Origin of the sequence: Nitrospirillum amazonense, from assembly GCF_007828045.1 — a bacterium.
GTDB classification, from domain to species: domain Bacteria; phylum Pseudomonadota; class Alphaproteobacteria; order Azospirillales; family Azospirillaceae; genus Nitrospirillum; species Nitrospirillum amazonense_C.
Window position 1 is genome coordinate 70088 of sequence record NZ_VITN01000013.1, and the last position, 19104, is coordinate 89191.

The following is a 19104-nucleotide window of genomic DNA, read 5'->3' on the forward strand; positions in this document are numbered from 1 at the left end:
TTTCATAGGCAATGAGTGCAAGAGCGGCCGCCCCACCCGGGGCGGCCGTTTCTTTTTAGGCGTGATCCAGGAAAGGCTGGGCATTGTACGGCCACGGAACCGACGCCGTGCCGCTTGGCCTGAAGGCTTAGCTGGGGGTGGTGCCGAGGATGCTGTTCATCCAGGCGTTCACCTGGTCGCTGGAGAAGGCGGCGACCTGGGCGCCGGTGACGGCGAGAGCCAGTCTCTGGCCCATGGTGGACAGCTGATCGGTGGTCAGCGCGTGGACCTGGGCGGTGGTCAGGGCCGCGACCTGGCTGGTGCTGAGCTCCCGCACATCATCGGTGGTCAGCGCTTGCACCTGGCTGGTGGTCAAGGCCTGAAGCTGCGCGGTGGATAGCCGCTGCACCTGGTCGCTGGTCAGGGCCGACAGGTTGTCGGTGGTCAGGCCCGCCACCTGGCTGGTGGCCAGCGCCGCCACCTGGGTGGTGGACAGCCGCTGTACCTGGTCTGTGGTCAGCCCATCCAGCTGCGCCGTGCTCAGCGCCCGGATTTGGGCCGTGGTCAGGGCACGCAGGTCGGCGGAGGGCAGGGCGTTCAACTGGTCGCTGTGCAGCACCTGCACCTGGTCCGTGGTCAGCTTGGACACCTGGGTGCTGGTCAACGCGGCCACGCTGTCGCTGTTCAGCGCCAGCAGCTGGTCCGTTGTCAGGGCGGTCACCTGCGCGATGGTCAGCACCCTGACGTCAGTCGTGGCCAGGGCGTTCAGCTGGTCCGTCGTCAGGGTTTGGATCTGCGTGGTGCTCAGGCCGGTCACCTGGGCCGTGGTCAGCGCCCCCAGCTGGTCGGTGGTCAGTGCATTCAACTGGTCGCTGGTCAGACCCGCCAGCTGGCTGGTGGTGAAGGCCGCCAGGTTGGCCGTGCCGAGATTGGCCAGTTGATCGGTGGTCAGCGCCCCGATCTGGGCTGAGGTCAGGCTGCGGATGTCCGCAGTGGGCAGGGCCACCAGCTGGTCGCTGGTCAGCACGTGGATCTGCCCGGTGCCCAGCTGGGACACCTGCGCGCTGGTCAGCGCCGCCACGTGCAGGGTGTCCAGGGCCAGCACCTGGTCGGTCGACAGGCTGTTCAGCTGCGCCGCCGACAGGGCCCGCACGTCCGCGGTGGTCAGCGCGTTCAGCTGGCCGGTGGTCAACGCCCCCACATGGTCGGTGGTCAGCTGCGCCACCTGGGCGGTGGTCAGGGCCGCCACGCTGTCGCTGTTCAGCGCCGACAACTGGGCCGTGCTCAGCACCGTGATCTGGGCGGTGGTCAGCGACCGCACGTCCAGCGTGTTGAGCGCGTTCAGCTGGTCGGTCGTCAGCGCCCGCACCTGGTCGGTGGTCAAGCGGACCACCTGGGCGGTGGTCAGCGCCGCGACGTTGTCGGTGCTGAGCGTCGCCACCTGGGCGGTGGACAGCGCCGCCACCTGCAGGCTGTTCAACGCCCGCACTTCGGTCGTGGTCAGCGCGTTCAGCTGGTCGCTGCCCAACGCCTGCAGCTGCGCGGTGCTGAGCCCGGCCACCTGCTGCGTGGTCAGGCCCGGCAGCTGGTCGGTGGTCAGCACCTGGACTTCATCGGTGGTCAGCACCCCCAGCTGGGCGGTGCTCAGCGCCGCCAGGTTGGTGGTGCCGAGCGTCGACAGCTGTGCCGTGGTCAGCGCCGCCACCTGGGTTGTGGTCAGGGTGCGGATATCGATGGTGCTGAGGGCGTTCAACTGGTCGCTGGTCAGCGCCCGCACCTGGTCGGTGCCGAGTTTGGACACCTGGGCGCTGGTCAGGGCGGCGGCGTTGTCAGTGCTGAGGGCGGCCAGCTGGGCCGTGGTCAGGGCGGCGACCTGGGCCGTGTTCAGGGCGCGGATGTCGGCGGTATTGAGCGCGTTCACCTGGTCGGTCGTCAGTGCCGCGACCTGGTCGGTACCCAGCTTGGCCACCTGGGCGCTGGTCAGCGCGGCCGTGGCGTCGGTGTTCAGGCTGGACAGCTGGCCGGTGCTGAGCGCCTGCAATTGCGCCGTCGTCAGCGCCTGGATGTCAGCGGTGTTGAGCGCGTTCAGCTGGTCGGTGTTCAGCACCCGCACCTGGTCGGTGGTCAGTTTCGCCACCTGCTGGGTGGTCAGCGCCGCCACGGTATCGCTGCCCAGGCTGGACAGCTGAGCCGTGCTGAGTGCGCCCAACTGCGCGGTGGTCAGCGCGCGCACGTCGGCCGTGTTGAGCGTGTTCAGCTGGTCGCTGGTCAGCGCCTGCACCTGCGTGGTGGTCAGCTTGGCCACCTGCAGCGTGTTGAGGGCCCCCGTCTGGTCCGTGGTCAGCGCCGCCACCTGAGCGCTGGTCAGCCCGCCCAGCTGTGTGGTGGTCAGCGCGGCGAAGTTGCCGGTGGTGAGCGCGGCCAGCTGGCCGGTGGTCAGCGTCGCCACCTGGGCGGATGTGAATTCGCGGATGTCGGCGGTCGTCAGGGTGTTCAACTGGTCGCTGGTCAGGGCCCGCAGCTGGTCGCTGGACAGCCGGGCGATCTGCGCGCTGCTGAGCGCCGAGAGGTTGTCGGAACCCAGGGCCGACAGCTGGGCGGTGGACAGGGCCGCGACCTGGGCGGTGGTCAGCGCCCGCACGTCCAGGGTGGTCAGCGCGTTCAACTGGTCGCTGTTCAGGATTTGGAGCTGGTCGGTCGACAGCTTGGAAACCTGGGCGCTGCTGAGGGCCGAGACCGCGCCCGTGCCCAGGTTGGACAGCTGGTCGGTGGTCAACGCCGCCAGCTGCGCCGTGGTCAGCGCCTGCACGTCGGCGCTGCTCAGGGTGTTCAGTTGGTCGCTGGTCAGCGCCTGGGTTTGCGTGGTGCTGAGCTTCGCCACCTGCAGCGTGTTGAGGGCGCTGGTCTGGTCGGTGGTCAGCGCCGTTATCTGCGCACCCGTCAGGCCCGCCAGCTGGGTGGTGGTCAGGGCCGCGAAGTTGCCGGTACCAAGGTTGGACAGCTGGTCCGTGGTCAGGGCCGACAGCTGGGCCGAGGTGAATTCACGGATATCGGCCGTGGTCAGACCGTTCAGCTGGTCGCTGGTCAGCGCCCCCACCTGGTCGGTGCTGAGCTTGCTGATCTGGGCGCTGGTCAGCGCCGACAGGGCGGCGGCCGTCAGGGTCGACAACTGGCCGGTGCCGAGCGCCGCGACCTGGGCGGTGGTGAGGGCGCGAAGGTCGATGGAACCCAGGGTGTTCAGCTGGTCGCTGGTCAGCGCCGCCACCTGGTCGGTGCTGAGCTTGCTGATCTGGGCGCTGGACAGCGCCGCCACGTTGTCGCTGCCCAGGGTCGACACCTGGACCGTCGTCAGGGCCGCCAGCTGCGCGGTGCCCAGTGCGCGAATATCGGCAGTCGACAGCGCCCCCAGCTGGTCGCTGTTCAGCGCCTGCACCTGGGTGGTGCTGAGCTTGGACACCTGCAGGGTGTTGAGTGCCGCCACCTGGCCGGTGGTCAGCGCGGCCGCCTGGTCGGAGGTCAGCCCTCCCAGCTGCAGGGTCGACAGGGCGGCGAAATTGGTGGTGCTCAGGCCGGCCACCTGATCCGTGGTCAGCGCCGCCACCTGGGCGGACGTGAACTCCCGCATGTCGGCGGTTGATAGCGTGTTCAACTGGTCGCTGCTGATGGCCTGCAGCTGGGCGCTGGTCAGGCCCACGATCTGGTTGCTGGCCAGGGCGCCCAGATTGTCGGAGGTCAGGTTGGACAGCTGGTCGGTGGTGAAGGCCGACAGCTGGGCGGAGGTGAATTCACGGATGTCGGCGGTGGTCAGCGCGTCCAGCTGGTCGGTGGTCAGGGCCCGGATCTGGGCGCTGGACAGCTTGTTCACCTGGGCGCTGCCGAGCGCCGACAGGTTGGTGGAGCTGAGGGTGGACAGCTGATCCGTCGTCAGCACCGCCACCTGGGTGGAGGTGAGGGTGCGCACGTTGGCCGTGGACAGGGCATTCAACTGGTCACTGTTCAGCGCCTGAACCTGGTCGGTGGAGAGCTTGCCCACCTGCAGGGTGCTGAGGGCCGCCACCGTGTCGCTGCCCAACGCTGACACCTGGCGGGTGGTCAGCGCCAGCAGCTGCGCCGTGGTCAGCGCCCGGACGTCGGTCGGCGTCAACGCGTTCAGCTGGTCGCTGTTCAGCGCCTGGATCTGGTCCGTGGAAAGCTTGGACACCTGCAGCGTGGTCAGGCTGGCGACCTGGTCGGTGGTCAGCGCGGCCAGCTGGGATGATGTCAGGGCGCCCAGTTCCGTGGTCGTCAGCGCTGAAACCGCTGCCGTGCTGAGACCGGCGATCTGGTCGGTCGTCAGGGCCTGCACCTGGGTGGAGGTGAACTCCCGCATGTCGGCAGAGGTCAGCGCGCCCAGCTGGTCGGTGGTCAGGACGCGCACCTGGGCGCTGGTCAAGCCCGCCACCTGGTTGCTGGCCAGGGCCGACAGGTTGTCGGAGCTGAGGTTGGACAGCTGGTCCGTGGTCAGGGCCGACAGCTGGGTGGAGGTGAACTCCCGTATATCGGCGGTGGTCAGCGCGTTCAGCTGATCGCTGCCCAGCGCTTGGATCTGGCTGCTGGACAGCTTGTTGATCTGGGCGCTGCCGAGCGCTGACAGGTTAGCGGAGCCCAGGGTGGACAACTGCTCGGTCGTCAACGCCGCGACCTGGGTGGAGGTCAGCGCCCGCACGTCGGCGGTCGACAGGGCGTTCAGCTGGTCGCTGGTCAGCGCTTGCACCTGGGTGGTGGACAGGCGGGTCACCTGCAAGGTGCTGAGCGCGGCGACGGTGGCCGTGCCGAGGGTGATGATCTGGTCGGTCGAGAGGGCCGCCAGCTGGCCGGATGTCAGGGCGCGCGCGTCGGCGCTGTTGAGCGCGCCCAGCTGATCGCTGTTCAGCGCCTGCACCTGGGCGGTGGTCAGGGTCGCCACCTGCAGCGTGGACAGCGCCGCCACCTGGTCGCTGGTGACGGCCCCGAGCTGCGCGGTGGTGAGGCCGGCCAGTTGGGTGGTGCTGAGGGCCGTCACCACACTGGTGGAAAGGCCCGCCAGCTGATCGGTGGTGAGGGTTCCCACCTGGGACGAGGTGAATTCGCGGATGTCGGCGGTCGACAGGGCGTTCAACTGATCGGTGGTCAGTGCCTGGACCTGGGTGCTGGTAAAGCCCACCACCTGGTTGCTGGCCAGGGCCGACAGGTTGGCCGAACTGAGGTTGGACACCTGGTCGCTGGTCAGGGCGCCGAGCTGGGCGGAGGTGAATTCGCGAATGTCGGCGGTGGTCAGGCTGTTCAGCTGGTCGCTGGTCAGCGATTGCACCTGGGCGCTGGACAGCTTGCCCACCTGGGTGCTGCTGAGCGCCGACAGGTTGGTGGAACTGAGGGTCGACAGCTGGTCGGTGGTCAGCACCGCGACCTGCGCCGTTGTCAGCGCGCGGATGTCGGCGGTGGACAGGGCGTTCAGCTGGTCGCTGGTCAGGGCGCGGACCTGCGCCGTGGTCAGCTGCGCCACCTGGGCGGTGGTCAGCACGCTGGCGGCGGCGGTGCCGAAGGCCGCCAGCTGGTCGGACGACAGCACCGCCAGCTGCGCGGTGGTCAGGGCGCGCACGTCGGCGGTGGTGAAGGCCCCCAGCTGATCGGTGGTCAGCGCCCGCACTTGGTTGGTGCTGAGGCCTGCCACCTGCTGGGTCGTCAGGCCCACCACCTGGTCGGTGGTCAGCGTCACCAGTTGATCGGTGCCCAGCCCCGCCAGTTGCTGGGTGGTCAGCGCCGACAGGTTGGCGGTGGCCAGGGTGGAGATCTGGTCCGTCGTCAGCTGCGCGACCTGGGCGGAGGTGAACTCGCGGATGTCGGCGGTGGTCAGGGTGTTCAGCTGGTCGCTGGTCAGGGCCTGGACCTGGGTGCTGGACAGGCCGATGACCTGGGTGCTGCCAAGGGCCGACAGGTTGGTGGAATTCAGCGCGGCGATCTGGCCGGTGTTGAGCGCCCGCAGTTGCGCGCTGCTCAACGTCCGCACGTCGGCGGTGGACAGCGCGTTCAGCTGGTCGCTGGTCAGCGCACCCACCTGGGTGGTTGACAGCCTGGCCACCTGGGCGGTGGTCAAGGCGGCGGTGTTGTCGGTGCTGAGCGTGGACAGCTGGTCGGTGCTGAGGGCCGCCACCTGGGCGGTGGTCAGGGCGCGGATGTCGGCCGTGTTTAGGGCGTTCAACTGGTCGCTGGTCAGCGCGTTCAGGATGCCCGCTGACAGGCTGGCCACCTGGGCGGTGCTGAGGGCGGCCATCGTGTCGCTGCTGAAGGACAACAGCTGGTCGCTGGTCAGCGCGCCCACCTGCGCCGTGGTCAGGATGCGCACGTCGGCGCTGTTCAGCGCGTTCAGCTGGTCGCTGCTGAGCGCCCGGAACTGGGCCGTACTGAGCTTGGATACTTGCAGGGTGGTGAGCGCGCCCACCTGGTCGGTGGTCAGCGACCCCACCTGGGCCGTGCCCAGGCCGGCCAGCTGCGTGGTCGACAGCGCCGCCACGGTGGCGGTGCCGAGGGTGGAAATCTGGTCGGTTGTCAGGGTCGCCAGCTGGGCCGAGCTGAATTCCCTGATGTCGGCGCTGCCCAGGGCGTTCAGCTGGTCGCTGGTGAGCGAGCGCAGCTGGTTGCTGCTGAGGCCTGCCACCTGGCTGGTGCTGAGCGCCGCCAGATTATCCGATGCCAGCGCGGACACCTGGTCGGTGGTCAGCTGCGCGATCTGGGCGGAGGTGAATTCCCGGATGTCGGCCGTGGACAGGGCGTTCAGCTGGTCGCTGGTCAGGGACCGCAGCTGCGTGCTGGACAGGCCGATGACCTGGGTGCTGCTGAGTGCTGCCAGGTTGGCGGTGCTGAGGGTCGACAGCTGGTCCGTGGTCAGGGCCGCCAGCTGCTGGGAGCCCAGCGCCCGCACGTCGGCGGTCGACAACGCGCCCAATTGGTCGCTGCTGAGCGCCCGCAACTGGGTACTGGTCAGGCGCGTGACCTGGGCCGTCGACAGGGCGCCCAGGGCGTCGGTGCCCAGGTTGGTGAGCTGGAGGGTGCTGAGCACCCCGATCTGGGCGGTGGACAGGGCGCGGATGTCGGCGGCGGACAGGGCGTTCAACTGGTCGCTGTTCAGCGCCTGGACCTGTGCCGTGGTCAGGCTCGCCACCTGGCTGGTGGCCAGGCCCGCCACCTGGTCGGTGGTCAGCGCCTGGACCTGTGCGGTGGTCAGGCCCAGCATCTGCGTGCTGGACAGGGCGGACAGGCTGGCCGTGGTCAGGCCCGTCAGCTGGTCGGTGGTCAGCTGTCCGACCTGGGTGGAGGTGAATTCCCGCAGGTCGGCGCTGTTCAGCGCGTTCAGCTGGTCGCTGCCCAGCGATCGCACCTGAGCGGCCGACAGGCGGTTGATCTGCGCGCTGCTGAGGGCGGATAGGGTGGCGGTGCTGAGGGTGGACAGCTGATCGGTGGTCAGCACCCCGATCTGGGCGGTGGTCAGGGCGCGGATGTCGGCCGTGGACAGGGCGTTCAACTGGTCGCTGCCCAGCGCCTGGATCTGGCCGCTGGACAACGCGGCCACCTGCGCGGTGCTGAGTGCTGCCAAGCTGTCGGTGTTGAGGCCCGCCACCTGGTCGGTGGTCAGGGCCGCGGTCAGGGCGGTGGCCAGGACGCGCACGTCGCCGGTGCTGAGCGCGTTGATCTGATCGCTGTTCAGCGCCTTCAGCTGCAGGCTGGACAGGCCCGTCACCTGGTTGGTGGTGAGGGTCGCCACCTGGCTGGTGCTGAGCACGCCCACCTGGTCGGCCGTCAGGCTCGCGATCTGGGCGGAGGTCAGGGCCGACAGGTTGGTGGTGCTGAGGCCTGCCACCTGGTCGGTGGTCAGCGCCTTCACCTGGGTGGAGGTCAGCGCCCGGGCGTCCGCCGTGTCGAAGGCGTTGATCTGGTCGCTGGACAGCGCCTTCAGCTGCGCGGTCGTCAGGCGCGCAACCTGGACGCTGGTCAGCGCCGCCACGTTCAGGGTGGTGAGGTTGGACAGCTGGTCCGTGCTCAGCGCCGACAGCTGCGCGGTGGTCAGTGCCGCGATGTCGGCGGTGGTGAAGGCGTTCAGCTGGTCGCTGGTCAGGCCGCGCACCTGGGCTGAGCCGAAGCCCGCCACCTGCAGGGTGGTCAGGCCGGCCATCTGGTCGGTGGTCAGCGCCGACAGCTGGTCGGAGGTGAAGCCGTTCAGCTGGGTGGTGGTAAAGCCCGAAATGGCGTTGCCGCTCAACGCCGACAGCTGGTCGGTGGTCAGCGCCCGCAGCTGGCCGGAGGTGAAGGCGCGGACGTCGGCGGAAGGCAGGGCGCCCAGCTGGTCCGTGGTCAGCGCCTTGATCTGGGCCGAGGTTAGCTGCGCCACCTGGAGGGAGGAGAGCGCCGCCACGTTGGCCGTGGTCAGGTTGCCCACCTGGTCGGTCGTCAGGCCGGCGATCTGCGCCGTGGTCAGGGCGCGAATGTCGGCTGTGCCCAGGGCGTTCAACTGGTCGCTGGTCAGCCCTTTGACCTGGGCGGCGGCCAACTGCGTCACCTGGCTGGTGGACAGGGCGGCCAGGCTGTCCGTTTCCAGGCTGGCCAGCTGCGCCGTGGTCAAGGCCGTCAACTGGCCGGAGGTCAGGGCCCGGATGTCCGCCGTGGACAGGGAGTTCAGCTGGTCGGTGCTGAGCGCCCGGATCTGGGCCGAACTCAGGCGCGATACCTGGGATGAATCCAGGGCGGCCAAGCCATCCGCGCCCAGGGCGCGAATTTGCCCGGTGCTCAGGGCCGCCAACTGCGCCGAGGAGAAGACCTGCACTTGGCTGGAGCCGAGGGCGCTGACCTGCGCCGTCGTCAGCTGCGTCACCTGCGTGGCGCTCAGCGCCGCCAGGCTGGCGGTGGCCAGGGCGCCCATCTGATCGGTGGTCAGGGCGCCCAACTGCAAGGCGCTGAACAGGCGCACGTCGGCCGTGGCCAAGGCGTTCAACTGGTTGGTGCTGAGCGCCCGGATTTGCGCGGCCGACATCAGCAAGGTCTGGTTGGTGGTCAGGGCAGCCACGCCGGCGGTGCTGAGGCCGGTGAGTTGGGCGGTGGACAGCTGCAGGATCTGCGTGGCGGACAGTTCCCGTACATCGGTGGAGGTCAGGCCGTTCAACTGGTCCGTGGTCAGGGCCTGGATCTGGGGCTGGCTCAGCCGGGCGACCTGGGCGCTGTTCAGCGCCGACAGGTTGGCGACGCTCAGGCCTGCAATCTGTTCCGTCGTCAGGTTGGCGATCTGTGCCGTGGTCAGGGCGCGGAAGTCATTGGTGCTGAGCGCGTTCAGCTGGGCGGTATCCAGCACCCGCATCTGGGTTGCGCTCAGACTGGCCAACTGCTGGGTGGTCAGGCCGGCCATCTGGCTGGTGGTGAAGACGTTGACCTGGGCCGCGGTCAGGCCCAGCATCTGTCCGGCGCTGAGGGCCGAGAGGTTGCGGGTGCTGAGCGCCACCACCTGGTCGGTGCTGAGTGCCGCCAACTGTATGCCGGAAAATTCCCGCATGTCCGCGGTCGTCAGGGCGTTCAGCTGATCGGTGGTCAGTGCCCGGACCTGGGCGGCGGTCAGCAGCGCCACCTGGCTGCTGCTGAGCGCCGACAGGTTGGCCGTGCTGAGGCCCGAAATCTGGTCGGCCGTCAACCCCGGCACCTGCGCCGTGCTGATGGCCTGGATCTGGCTGGTGGACAGGGCGTTCAGCTGGCCGGTGGTCAGGTAGCCCACCTGGGCGCGGCTGAAATCGCGGATGGCGGTGGTGGACAGGCCCGACAGCTGGCTGACGGTGATGGCCTCCACCTGGCTGGAGGTCAGGGCCTGCACCTGGTTGGACTTCAGCGCCTCCAGATCGGCGGGGCTGAAGGCGGCGATGTCCTCATCGCTGAACGCCTGCAGCTGCTGAGCGCTGAACACCATCTGGCTGGCCGAGAAGGCCGTGACCTGGGTGGAGGAAAGAACAGCGATCTGGGCGGTGGTAAGGGCCGCGACGTCCTGAGTGGTCAGGGCCTGAATAGCCGCTGTCGAATAAGCCGCGATCTGCGATGGCGGTACAGTACCGATAGACGAAACCATCACCCTCTCCGATCACATCTCTTTGAGATGCTTCACACTCGGCATCACCACGCCCCTTCTGGGCGCACCCACAGCCACGCGGGTCTTCAACCCCCCGCTATGCCCCTTATGGAAACAGCGGAAGTACTTTGTGTCCCAGGACGGCCGCCCCGTTCTGGAGCCGCCGGTGCCCAGGGATGCGCGAGTATTGATCCGATGCCGACTTACCCAACCTGGATATACGGAAGCACTTTAATTTGGATAAAAGTTAACCTCAAGGCTAGTTTCGTAGACAACCCCGAAGAACAGGATGAACCGCCACTTGGCTGTGCTGGCCGCCCCCCGGTGCGGGTGGCCGATTCACGACAGGTTAATGTGTCGTGGCTTTTGCGACGCCGGTGTAATACCCGGCCGTTGATTGCCAGTTGATTTTGGGGGCTCGCGGCCGGTTCGGGCGGGAGGCGCCGAGAGGGAAACTCAGCGAAAGCGTAACCCGTCGAAGGTTGAAGAACGGCGGCGCGTCGGATATTCCATCAAAAATAAGCATCGCATGGATGTACATCTATTGAAGGGGATCTGATAGGTGGAGGAGTTCCTGGGCGCCATGGAGCGGGCGGGCGACCGCCGGCAGTTCGAGCGCGTCCCGGCGGACCTGCCCATCACCGTGCTATGCATGGCCACGGGCAAGCCCGGCCCCACCTACCCGGGCCGCACCATCGACCTCTCGGCCGCCGGCCTGGCGGCCCGCATCGGCCAGATGGCCAACAAGCCGGGCGACGATCTGCTGGTGGGGGGCCAGGGTGACCACGCCATTCCCGGCCGTGTCGCCAGCATCGTGGACGGCGTCGTGCGCATCCAGTTCCGCATGAACGAGGACAGCATGACCATGATGCAGCAGGCCCTGAAGAAGGCGGGCGTTACGCTTTGACGACGCCCTGACCATTGGGGGCGGACAATAACGCATGGCTGAGGGGACGAGGTGTCCTTGGCCATGCGTTTCCCTTGGTTGCAGTATCGGGCCCGATTGATTATGTGGCCTTACGGTCGCCATTCGCGCCCGCCCTTTTTTAGGAGATCACATCCCATGTCCACCGCCCTGCGCGTCGCCATCCTCGGTGCCTCCGGCTATACCGGCGCCGAACTGGTCCGCCTGCTGGTCCGTCATCCCGACGTCCGCCTGGTGGCCCTGACGGCGGAGCGACAGGCTGGCAAGCCCTTGGCCGAGGTCTTCCCGCATCTGGGTGGGTATGAGCTGCCGGACCTGGTGAAGATCGACCAGGTGGACTGGGACGGCGTCGATTTCGTCTTCTGCGCCCTGCCGCACGGCACCACGCAGGAGGTCATCGCCAGCCTGCCGCCGCGCCTGAAGGTGGTGGACCTGTCCGCCGATTTCCGCCTGCACGATGTCGAAACCTACGCCACCTGGTACGGCCACGCCCACAAGGCGCCGGAGCTGCAGGCCGAGGCCGTCTACGGGTTGGTCGAAGCCAACCGCGCGGCGGTGAAGGCCGCCCGCCTGGTGGCCAACCCCGGCTGCTACCCGACGGCGTCGCAGCTGCCGCTGCTGCCGCTGCTGCGCCAGGGCCTGATCCAGGCCGACGACATCATCATCGATGCCAAGTCGGGTGTGTCCGGCGCCGGCCGCGACGCCAAGCAGGCCAACCTGTATGGCGAGGTGGCGGAAGGCGTGCACGCCTACGGCGTCGCCGGCCATCGCCACGCGCCGGAGATCGAGCAGGGTGTCAGTGAGGCCGCCGGCAAGCCGGTGGTGCTGAACTTCACGCCCCACCTGATGCCCATGAGCCGCGGCATCCATGCCAGCATCTATGTGAAGCTGGCGCCGGGCAAGACGTCCGACGACCTGCGCGCCGCCCTGGTGGATGCCTACAAGGGCGAGACCTTCGTGCGCGTGCTGCCCGCCGGCGTGGCGCCGCAGACCCGCCATGTGAAGGGCAGCAACCACTGCCTGATCGGCGTCTTCCCCGACCGCGTCCCCGGCCGCGCCATCCTGCTGTCGGTCATCGACAATCTGGTGAAGGGCGCCTCGGGCCAGGCTATTCAGAACATGAATCTGATGATGGGCTATCCCGAGGATCGCGGCCTGGAACAGGCGCCCCTATTCCCGTGATGGGGGTTCCCCAATCGGGTTTCCGTCTTCGGGAAACCGCCTTATGTATGGGGCCCGGGTGTTAAGCGCCCGGGCCCTTTTTCATTCTGCGTGCGGAGACGACCATGACCAATGTCAGCGAGGCCCTCACGGCCGTGCGGCCCACGGTGCTGCCCTACAAGGGCGTGCTGCCCCGCATCCACGCCAGCGCCTTCCTGGCCAACGCCATCGTCATCGGCGACGTTGAGATCGGGGAGGAGTCCAGCCTCTGGTACAACGTGGTCGTGCGCGGCGATGTGAACCAGATCCGCATCGGCCGCCGCACCAACATCCAGGACGGCACCACCGTTCACTGCACGCATGAGCGCTTCACCACGGTCATCGGCGACAATGTGACGATCGGGCACATGGCGCTGCTGCACGGCTGCGTTATCGAGGATGGCGCCTTCATCGGCATGAAGGCCTGCGTCATGGATGGCGCCGTGGTGGAAAGCGGTGCCATGGTCGCCGCCGGCGCCCTGGTGACCCCGGGCAAACGGGTCAAGGCGGGGGAGCTTTGGGGCGGCAGCCCGGCGCGCCTGCTGCGCGCCCTGACGGAACAGGACAAGGCCACGCTGCCCCTGACCGCGCCGCATTACGTCCGTCTCTCCCGGCAATACCTCGACGAGATAGGGTGAGCCGGGATGGGTTGCCGGATGGGCTGATTTGAGTCATGGTCAGCCGGGTCGCGCGTTGCATAATGGGAGGCGCGTTGATCCTTTCGCGTGGGGACGCGGCATCGATAAGCCGTCTGGGCGTCCCCCGCGCATCACTCACGTGACCTGGTGGAGGGCTCTCCATGACCAAGCCGTCACTGCGAACCGATCATACCAAACGCCGTTTCCGTGCCACCGCCGCCCGTCAGGGGCTGCTGCTGGCCAAGCTGCGGCGTTTACCCCGCCTATCGACGCTGGAGGCCAGCGAACAGGCCTTCCGCGCCGCCGGCGCGCTGGCGCTGGCAGAGGCCGTGTTCGGCGACCGTGGCAAGGCGCTGGCCTGGCTGCGCGCCGCCGGCTCCCCATGACGGGCGGCGCCTGATAAGCCGGCCCCGCTGGAGGCTGTTGGCCGCGTCAGGTCACGACGGCGCCTCGGCGTATCGGATGATGCTTTGATTTTGGACGCTTGCGACCAGCTCGTCCGTACGGGCCAGAAGCTGCCGTAGCAGGCGCGAGGGATTGGCCTGATTGTATCCCAAGGTCAGGTCGACGGTCGGGGGCACGCCATCCAGCGCCCTGGCCACGACGTTCGGTGTCAGTATGTTTTGCGCATACAGCGGCACCAGCGTGACGCCGCCCGTGGACGCGACCAGCGACATTGCCGACGATATGTTCTCGCCCTCGTACTTCGCCTTGAGCGTGATCCCGACCTTGGTGGCGTAGTCCTGGATCACCGACTGCAGGACCGGCGAGGTTCTGGCCGAACTGACATAGGTTTCGCCGGCAAGGTCCTGCGGCTGAATCTTCCTGAGGGATGCCAGGCGATGGCCCGCCGGCAGCACGGCGATCACAGGCTCCTTCGCCAGCAATTTGAAGGATAGGCCCACGCTCTGCACCCCGGGGCGGAGGAAGGCGACGTCCAGCCTGCCGCGCATCAGGGCGAGGGCGAGATCAGGGGACGAGAGGCTGCTCAGGGTGATCTCAACGTCTGGCGCCTCTTCACGGATGATGCGCAGCAGATGGGGAAGCCACGTGACCTCCAGCCCCACCATGAACCCGATGGTGAGCACGGGCCTTTCCGGTTGCGCCATCCGGCGGGCGGCGTCGGTCGCCGCCTCGACCTGTAGAAGCGCCAGCCGCGCATGATCGAGAAAAACGCGCCCCGCAGGGGTCAGTGTCACGCCGCGCGCCTGCCGCTCCAGCAGCGTCACGCCGACTTCCGCTTCCAGGTCGCGGATTTGCCGGCTCAGGGACGGTTGCGAGGTGTTCAGCCGCCGCTGGGCGGCGGTCAGCAGGCCGCCTTCCTCCGCAACGGCGATGAAATACCGGAGATGCCGCAGTTCCATCGAACCCCCTCGCTATGCTTTTGAAGCATAGCTTGAAGGTACAAGGTCTTCGCCGCCGGCAGTAGGGCGATTTACGCTCGCCCCGAAGCCAGAACCCCCATTTTGGCGGCAGGCATCTTCCTCCGGCGCGGCGCGTTTGGGTGTGGGCTTGCCTCAGCCCAAGTTGAAATGGGTGATCGCGGCGGCGATGTCGTCGCCGAAGCTGGGGCCCAGCCGCACGGTCGCCACCTCGCCGGGCACGCCCTTCAGGCTGGCGGCGTCCAGGCTGGTCAGCAAGGCCATGGGCACGCCCTCGGTCAGGGAGATGGCCTTCAGCGCGCGGATCAGGTCCACCCCGCCCAGGCCGTCCATCACGGCCGACGCGATGATCATGTCCGGTGGCACGCGCACGGCCACGGCCAGCGCCTCGATGGGATCGGCCAGGGTGTTGACCTTGAAGCCGCAGGCCGCCAATTCCGCCGCCACCCGGCGGGCCACGATCTTGTTGGGGCTGACCAGCATGATGTCGACGTCGTGGACTTCCACGTCGGCGATGTCGAACTCATAGCGCGAGGGCAGGGCGCGGATGACGGCATTGGTGGCCGCCAGGTCCGGCGTGTCGTCCCGGTCCGCGGCCTCGGCGATGCGATCGGCGAAAGTGTGCAGGTCGACGATCTGGTTTTCCGTCAGATCCTTCAGGCCCGTCAGGTAGGCCTCCAGACGCTGGGCGATCAGACTGACCAGCGGAAAGCCGAAGGACGTGCCGGAACCACGCAGGCTGTGGGCGTCGCGCCGGATGGCCAGCAGGCCGTCGGCGGTGGGGATGCGCCCCAGCGACACGGCCTTCAGCGTCTCATACAGCGCGCCCAGGCGGTCATGGACGTCGTCGCGGAACTCGACCTTGAGCTGTTCAACAAGATCGTCGAAATCGGTCTGCTCAACCATGGCGCCCCTCAAACATATTCCGTGGATCTAGCCCGCGGGCGCGCCGGAGCGCAAGACGCGGACCGTCGCGGCGCTCCAGTGCATTGGTATCGGTTGATGATGCTTGAATGAAAAAGGCCGCCCGGTGTGGGCGGCCTTTCATCAGGTGAACGGCCTCAGGCCGCTTTGCGCAGTTCCAGCCGGCTCCACACGTCCAGCAAGGCGTCCACCAGGCGGGCCATGTGATGGTCGTCGTGGAAGGGCGTGGGCGTGATGCGCAGCCGCTCCGTGCCCCTGGGGACGGTGGGATAGTTGATGGGCTGGACATAGATGTCGTGCTTGGTCAGCAGATCGTCGCTGGCCTGCTTGCACAGGCGCGGATCACCCACCAGCACCGGCACGATGTGGCTGACCGACGGCATGACCGGCAGCCCGGCCTCCGTCAGCAGGCGCTTCAGCGTGGCCGCCCGCTCCTGGTGCAGCACGCGCAGCTCGTCATGCTCCTTCAGGTAGCGGACGGAGGCGGCAGCGCCGGCGGCGATGACCGGGGCGATGGAGGTGGTGAAGATGAAGCTGGAGGCGAAGCTGCGCACGCAATCGACCAGGGCGGCCGAACCGGTGATGTAGCCGCCCATCAGGCCGAAGGCCTTGCCCAGCGTGCCCTCGATGACCGTCAGGCGGTCCAGCACGCCGTCACGCTCGGCCACGCCGGCGCCACGGCGGCCGTACATGCCCACGGCGTGGACCTCATCCAGATAGGTCATGGCGCCGTGCTTGTCCGCCACGTCGCAGATCTCGGCGATGGGGGCGATGTCGCCGTCCATGGAATAGACGCTTTCGAACGCCACCAGCTTGGGGCGGTCGGCCGGGTAGCGGCTCAGCAACTGGTCCAGATGCTCGGGATCGTTGTGGCGGAAGATGTGCTTCTCAGCACCACTGTGCCGGATGCCCTCGATCATCGAGGCGTGGTTCAGCGCGTCGGAGAAGACGACGCAATTGGGCAACAGCTTGGGCAGCGTCGACAGCGACGCCTCGTTGGAGATGTAGCCCGAGGTGAACAGCAGCGCCGCTTCCTTGCGGTGCAGGTCGGCCAGCTCCCGCTCCAGCAGCACGTGGTAGTGGTTGGTGCCGGAGATGTTGCGGGTGCCGCCGGCGCCGGCGCCGGACTTGGCCAGCGCCTCGCGCATGGCCGCCAGCACCACCGGGTTCTGACCCTGGCCCAGATAGTCGTTGCTGCACCACACGGTCACGTCGCGCGGCGGCTCATCCGGGGAAGGGTAGTAGGAGGCGATCGGAAACTCACCCACACGGCGTTCCAGATCGGCGAACACGCGATAGCGGCCCTCGCGGCGAAGGCCATCGATCTGGGAGCGGAAAAAGGCTTCGTAATCCATCTGTCCGATGGCTCCTTCGTGGAGCGGTCCTCTAATCCTAGAAGACCGGAGGCAAGCTACCGGTCGATACGACAACCATCACCGACCAAGCGCTCGCTGTCCTCATAGTGGGCAGCGAAATCGCCGCTGGCAAGTGCCGGCAGGCCGCGACCGAGCAGATGTACCATGCCAGTGGACCGAGGCCATCAGCTTTGATGTTGATCAATTCGGCGGGCAAATGGACCTTAACCCTGAAATCCCGGGGTGAAAAGCCCGGATCCGCTGGACAAATTGCCCAAGCGGTCCGCCTTTGGTCGGACACGGCCGCCTCGAGCGGGCGCAACGATATTTTCCATGGACTGGCCATGGGCTGGGATGATGGGTAATCAACAGGCGCAGGCGGTACCACTGGCATGCGCCTCCAGCGTCTCGGCCAGGCGCTGCGCCGCCTTCAGGATCAGGGGTGGGGGGAAGGCGGCGTAGCCCAGCACCAGGCCCTGGGTACCGCCCCGGCCGGCGTGGAAGCTGCTGAGCGGCGTCACGTCGATGGACCGGGCGCGCGCCGCCTGGCGCAGGGCCATGTCGGGGGCCAGGGTGGGGGAAATGCCCGGCGCCGTCTTCAGGGTCAGGCCGTCGGCCAGCTTGGCCGCCATCTGCAGCCCGGCCGCCGCCGGCGTCAGGGTCAGCGCGCCGGCCCACAGGCGGCGGGCGGCGTCGATCAGCGTCTCGCGCCGTTCCTGGTAGGTCAGACGAGAGCGCCGCAGGTGGGAGGCGAGGTGCCCTTCGTCGATGAACTCCGCCAGCGCGCTTTGCTCCACCACGGGGGCGTGCAACTCGAACAGGGCGCGCATCTCCAGCGCCCGCTCCAGCAGATGCTCCGGCACCACCAGGTAGGCGATGCGCAGGCCGGGATAAAGGATGCGCTCGAACCCGCCGACGTGCAGGACGCGGCCGCTCCGCTGGGCGGTTCGGTCCCCCAGGCGCTCACCCGGGCGATCCCCCAGGCGATCCCCCAGGCGATCAAGGCTCATCAGGGTGGCCGGCGGGCGGGTTTCGAAGGTGAAGCCGCCGTCGCCGTCATCCTCGATGACATGGGCGTTGGCGCGCGCGGCCCAGTCCAGCAGGGCTTGGCGGCGTTCCAGGCTCATGACCGTGCCCAGCGGCATCTGGCAGTTGGCGGTGACCACGGCCAGCCGGGCGTCGGGCGCCAGGGCCACGCCCTTGGCGGGATCCAGCCCGTCGGCATCGGCCGGAACGGGCACGGGCGTCATGCCCAGACGGCGCACCAGCGCCTGCGTCAGCGGGCAGCCCGGATCCTCCGTCCACACCCGCTCGCCCGGGCTGGCGGCCAGGCCCACCGCCAGGTCCAGGGCGGCGGCGCGGCCGGGCAGGATCAGGATCTGGTCGGGATGGCAGCGCAGGCCGCGGCTGGCCTCCAGGAAGCTGGCCAGCGCCACGCGCAGGGGGCGCCAGCCGGGGGCGCTGTCCCGCTCCAGCGCGCGGGCCGACAGGCTGCGCCAGGAACGGCTGAGCACCCGGCGCCAGGCCTCGATGTCCAGCTGGTCGCCAGCGGCGATGCCGGGACGGAAAGGCAGGGTGGGCGACGGCAGGGCTGTTTCCGCCGGTGCCGAGCCCTGGGCGCGCGGCGACGGGGCGCGAACCTCCGCCGGGGCGTAATCGGGGGGCAGGTTTTCCACCACGAAGGTGCCGGAGCCCACGCGGGATTCCAGGTAGCCTTCGGCCGTCAGACGCTCGATGGCGGCCACGGCGGTGTTGCGCGACAGGCCCATGTCGCGGGCCAGGGTGCGGGTGGAGGGCAGGCGCTCGCCGGGTGCCACCACGCCGGTGGCGATGGCATGGCGCAGGCGGTCGAACAGGCGCTGTTGCAGGGAGCCGCCTTCACCGCCGTCCGTCAGCGTGAGCAGGGGCCCGCGTCGGCTTTTCATGAGGCGTCTCCGAGGGGGGAGGCAGGGGGCCGGAATATCGGCCGGAGGGGAACCGGCGGACGGCGGTACGCGCTCGCCGTCCGCCGGGTGCGATCGGGGATGGCCACACGACCATCAGGCCATCCCGTTTCGAACCGGCGGCGGGGAAGGGGCGCCACCACCGCCGGTCTCGCATCGGTGCGGAGGGGGCCGCCGGGCGGCCCGCGTTTCCCCGTGGGGGCTCCGCGAAAGGGGATGGGTTAGCGGTCCAGGACCTTGCCGCTGGCGGCGTCGACGCGGAAGGACTTCACGGGGATGCCCTCGGCGGTGACGACGGGGACGTTGTAGTACTCGTCCTTGCGGGTAGCGCTGCCGACACGCAGGTTGGCCTTGTCGTGGGCCTGCAGATAGGCTTGGACGGCCTTGCGGGCGTCAGAGCTGCTGACCATGGCATCGTCGGCGAAGGCCGGGGCGGCAGCGCCCACCAGCAGGGCGGTGGCGGTCATCAGGGCGGCGAAACGGTTCATGGTGGTTCTCCTCGGGTGGGGGCTTTGAGCGGGCCGCCGGGTGGGTTTGGCTGAAGTTTGGCCCCCGGGGCCTCAGGCTTTCCTGTTTTCGTTGACGGTCCCATCTGACCATGGCCCTGTTTCGCCGAGATTTCCGCCGGGCCGGTCGAATGAAAC

At 68.2% G+C, this 19104-nt stretch carries 10 protein-coding genes; 4 read left to right on the forward strand and 6 right to left on the reverse strand.

Annotation, left to right across the window (positions count from 1 at the left end):
* Positions 1-127: 127 nt before the first annotated feature.
* The gene (locus FBZ89_RS19405) at positions 128-10093 is read right to left on the reverse strand and encodes a beta strand repeat-containing protein (protein WP_145751507.1); all 9966 of its coding nucleotides are present in this window, start codon (positions 10091-10093) and stop codon (positions 128-130) included.
* A gap of 562 nt (positions 10094-10655) precedes the next feature.
* On the opposite strand from FBZ89_RS19405, the gene FBZ89_RS19410 reads away from it, so the two are divergent.
* The 4 genes from FBZ89_RS19410 (at position 10656) to FBZ89_RS19425 (ending at position 13242) form a co-directional block, all read left to right on the forward strand.
* Positions 10656-11000 (forward strand): PilZ domain-containing protein, encoded by a 345-nt coding sequence (locus FBZ89_RS19410; RefSeq protein ID WP_145751508.1) that lies wholly within the window; start codon positions 10656-10658, stop codon positions 10998-11000.
* Between the two features lie 156 nt (positions 11001-11156).
* The gene (gene argC, locus FBZ89_RS19415) at positions 11157-12200 is read left to right on the forward strand and encodes an N-acetyl-gamma-glutamyl-phosphate reductase (RefSeq protein WP_145751509.1); all 1044 of its coding nucleotides are present in this window, start codon (positions 11157-11159) and stop codon (positions 12198-12200) included.
* A gap of 104 nt (positions 12201-12304) precedes the next feature.
* A complete protein-coding gene (locus FBZ89_RS19420; RefSeq protein WP_145751510.1) occupies positions 12305-12856 on the forward strand; it encodes a gamma carbonic anhydrase family protein in 552 nt (183 codons plus the stop codon).
* Between the two features lie 161 nt (positions 12857-13017).
* The gene (locus FBZ89_RS19425) at positions 13018-13242 is read left to right on the forward strand and encodes a hypothetical protein (protein WP_145751511.1); all 225 of its coding nucleotides are present in this window, start codon (positions 13018-13020) and stop codon (positions 13240-13242) included.
* Positions 13243-13293: 51 nt separating this feature from the next.
* On the opposite strand, the gene FBZ89_RS19430 is transcribed toward FBZ89_RS19425, so the two are convergent.
* The 5 genes from FBZ89_RS19430 to FBZ89_RS19450 all read right to left on the reverse strand — a co-directional run bounded on the left by FBZ89_RS19430 (position 13294) and on the right by FBZ89_RS19450 (position 18948).
* Positions 13294-14220, reverse strand: coding sequence for a LysR family transcriptional regulator (locus FBZ89_RS19430; protein WP_145751512.1), 927 nt, complete (start codon positions 14218-14220; stop codon positions 13294-13296).
* A 153-nt stretch (positions 14221-14373) separates the two neighbouring features.
* On the reverse strand, positions 14374-15144 hold the full coding sequence (locus FBZ89_RS19435; RefSeq protein ID WP_040848083.1) for an Hpt domain-containing protein: 771 nt from the start codon (positions 15142-15144) through the stop codon (positions 14374-14376).
* 155 nt (positions 15145-15299) lie between these two features.
* The gene (gene hemA / locus FBZ89_RS19440) at positions 15300-16517 is read right to left on the reverse strand and encodes a 5-aminolevulinate synthase (RefSeq protein WP_004273529.1); all 1218 of its coding nucleotides are present in this window, start codon (positions 16515-16517) and stop codon (positions 15300-15302) included.
* A gap of 365 nt (positions 16518-16882) precedes the next feature.
* Complete coding sequence (locus tag FBZ89_RS19445) at positions 16883-18442, reverse strand: aminotransferase-like domain-containing protein (RefSeq protein ID WP_145751513.1); 1560 nt, start codon at positions 18440-18442, stop codon at positions 16883-16885.
* A gap of 239 nt (positions 18443-18681) precedes the next feature.
* Positions 18682-18948 (reverse strand): hypothetical protein, encoded by a 267-nt coding sequence (locus FBZ89_RS19450; protein WP_145751514.1) that lies wholly within the window; start codon positions 18946-18948, stop codon positions 18682-18684.
* Positions 18949-19104 lie beyond the last annotated feature (156 nt).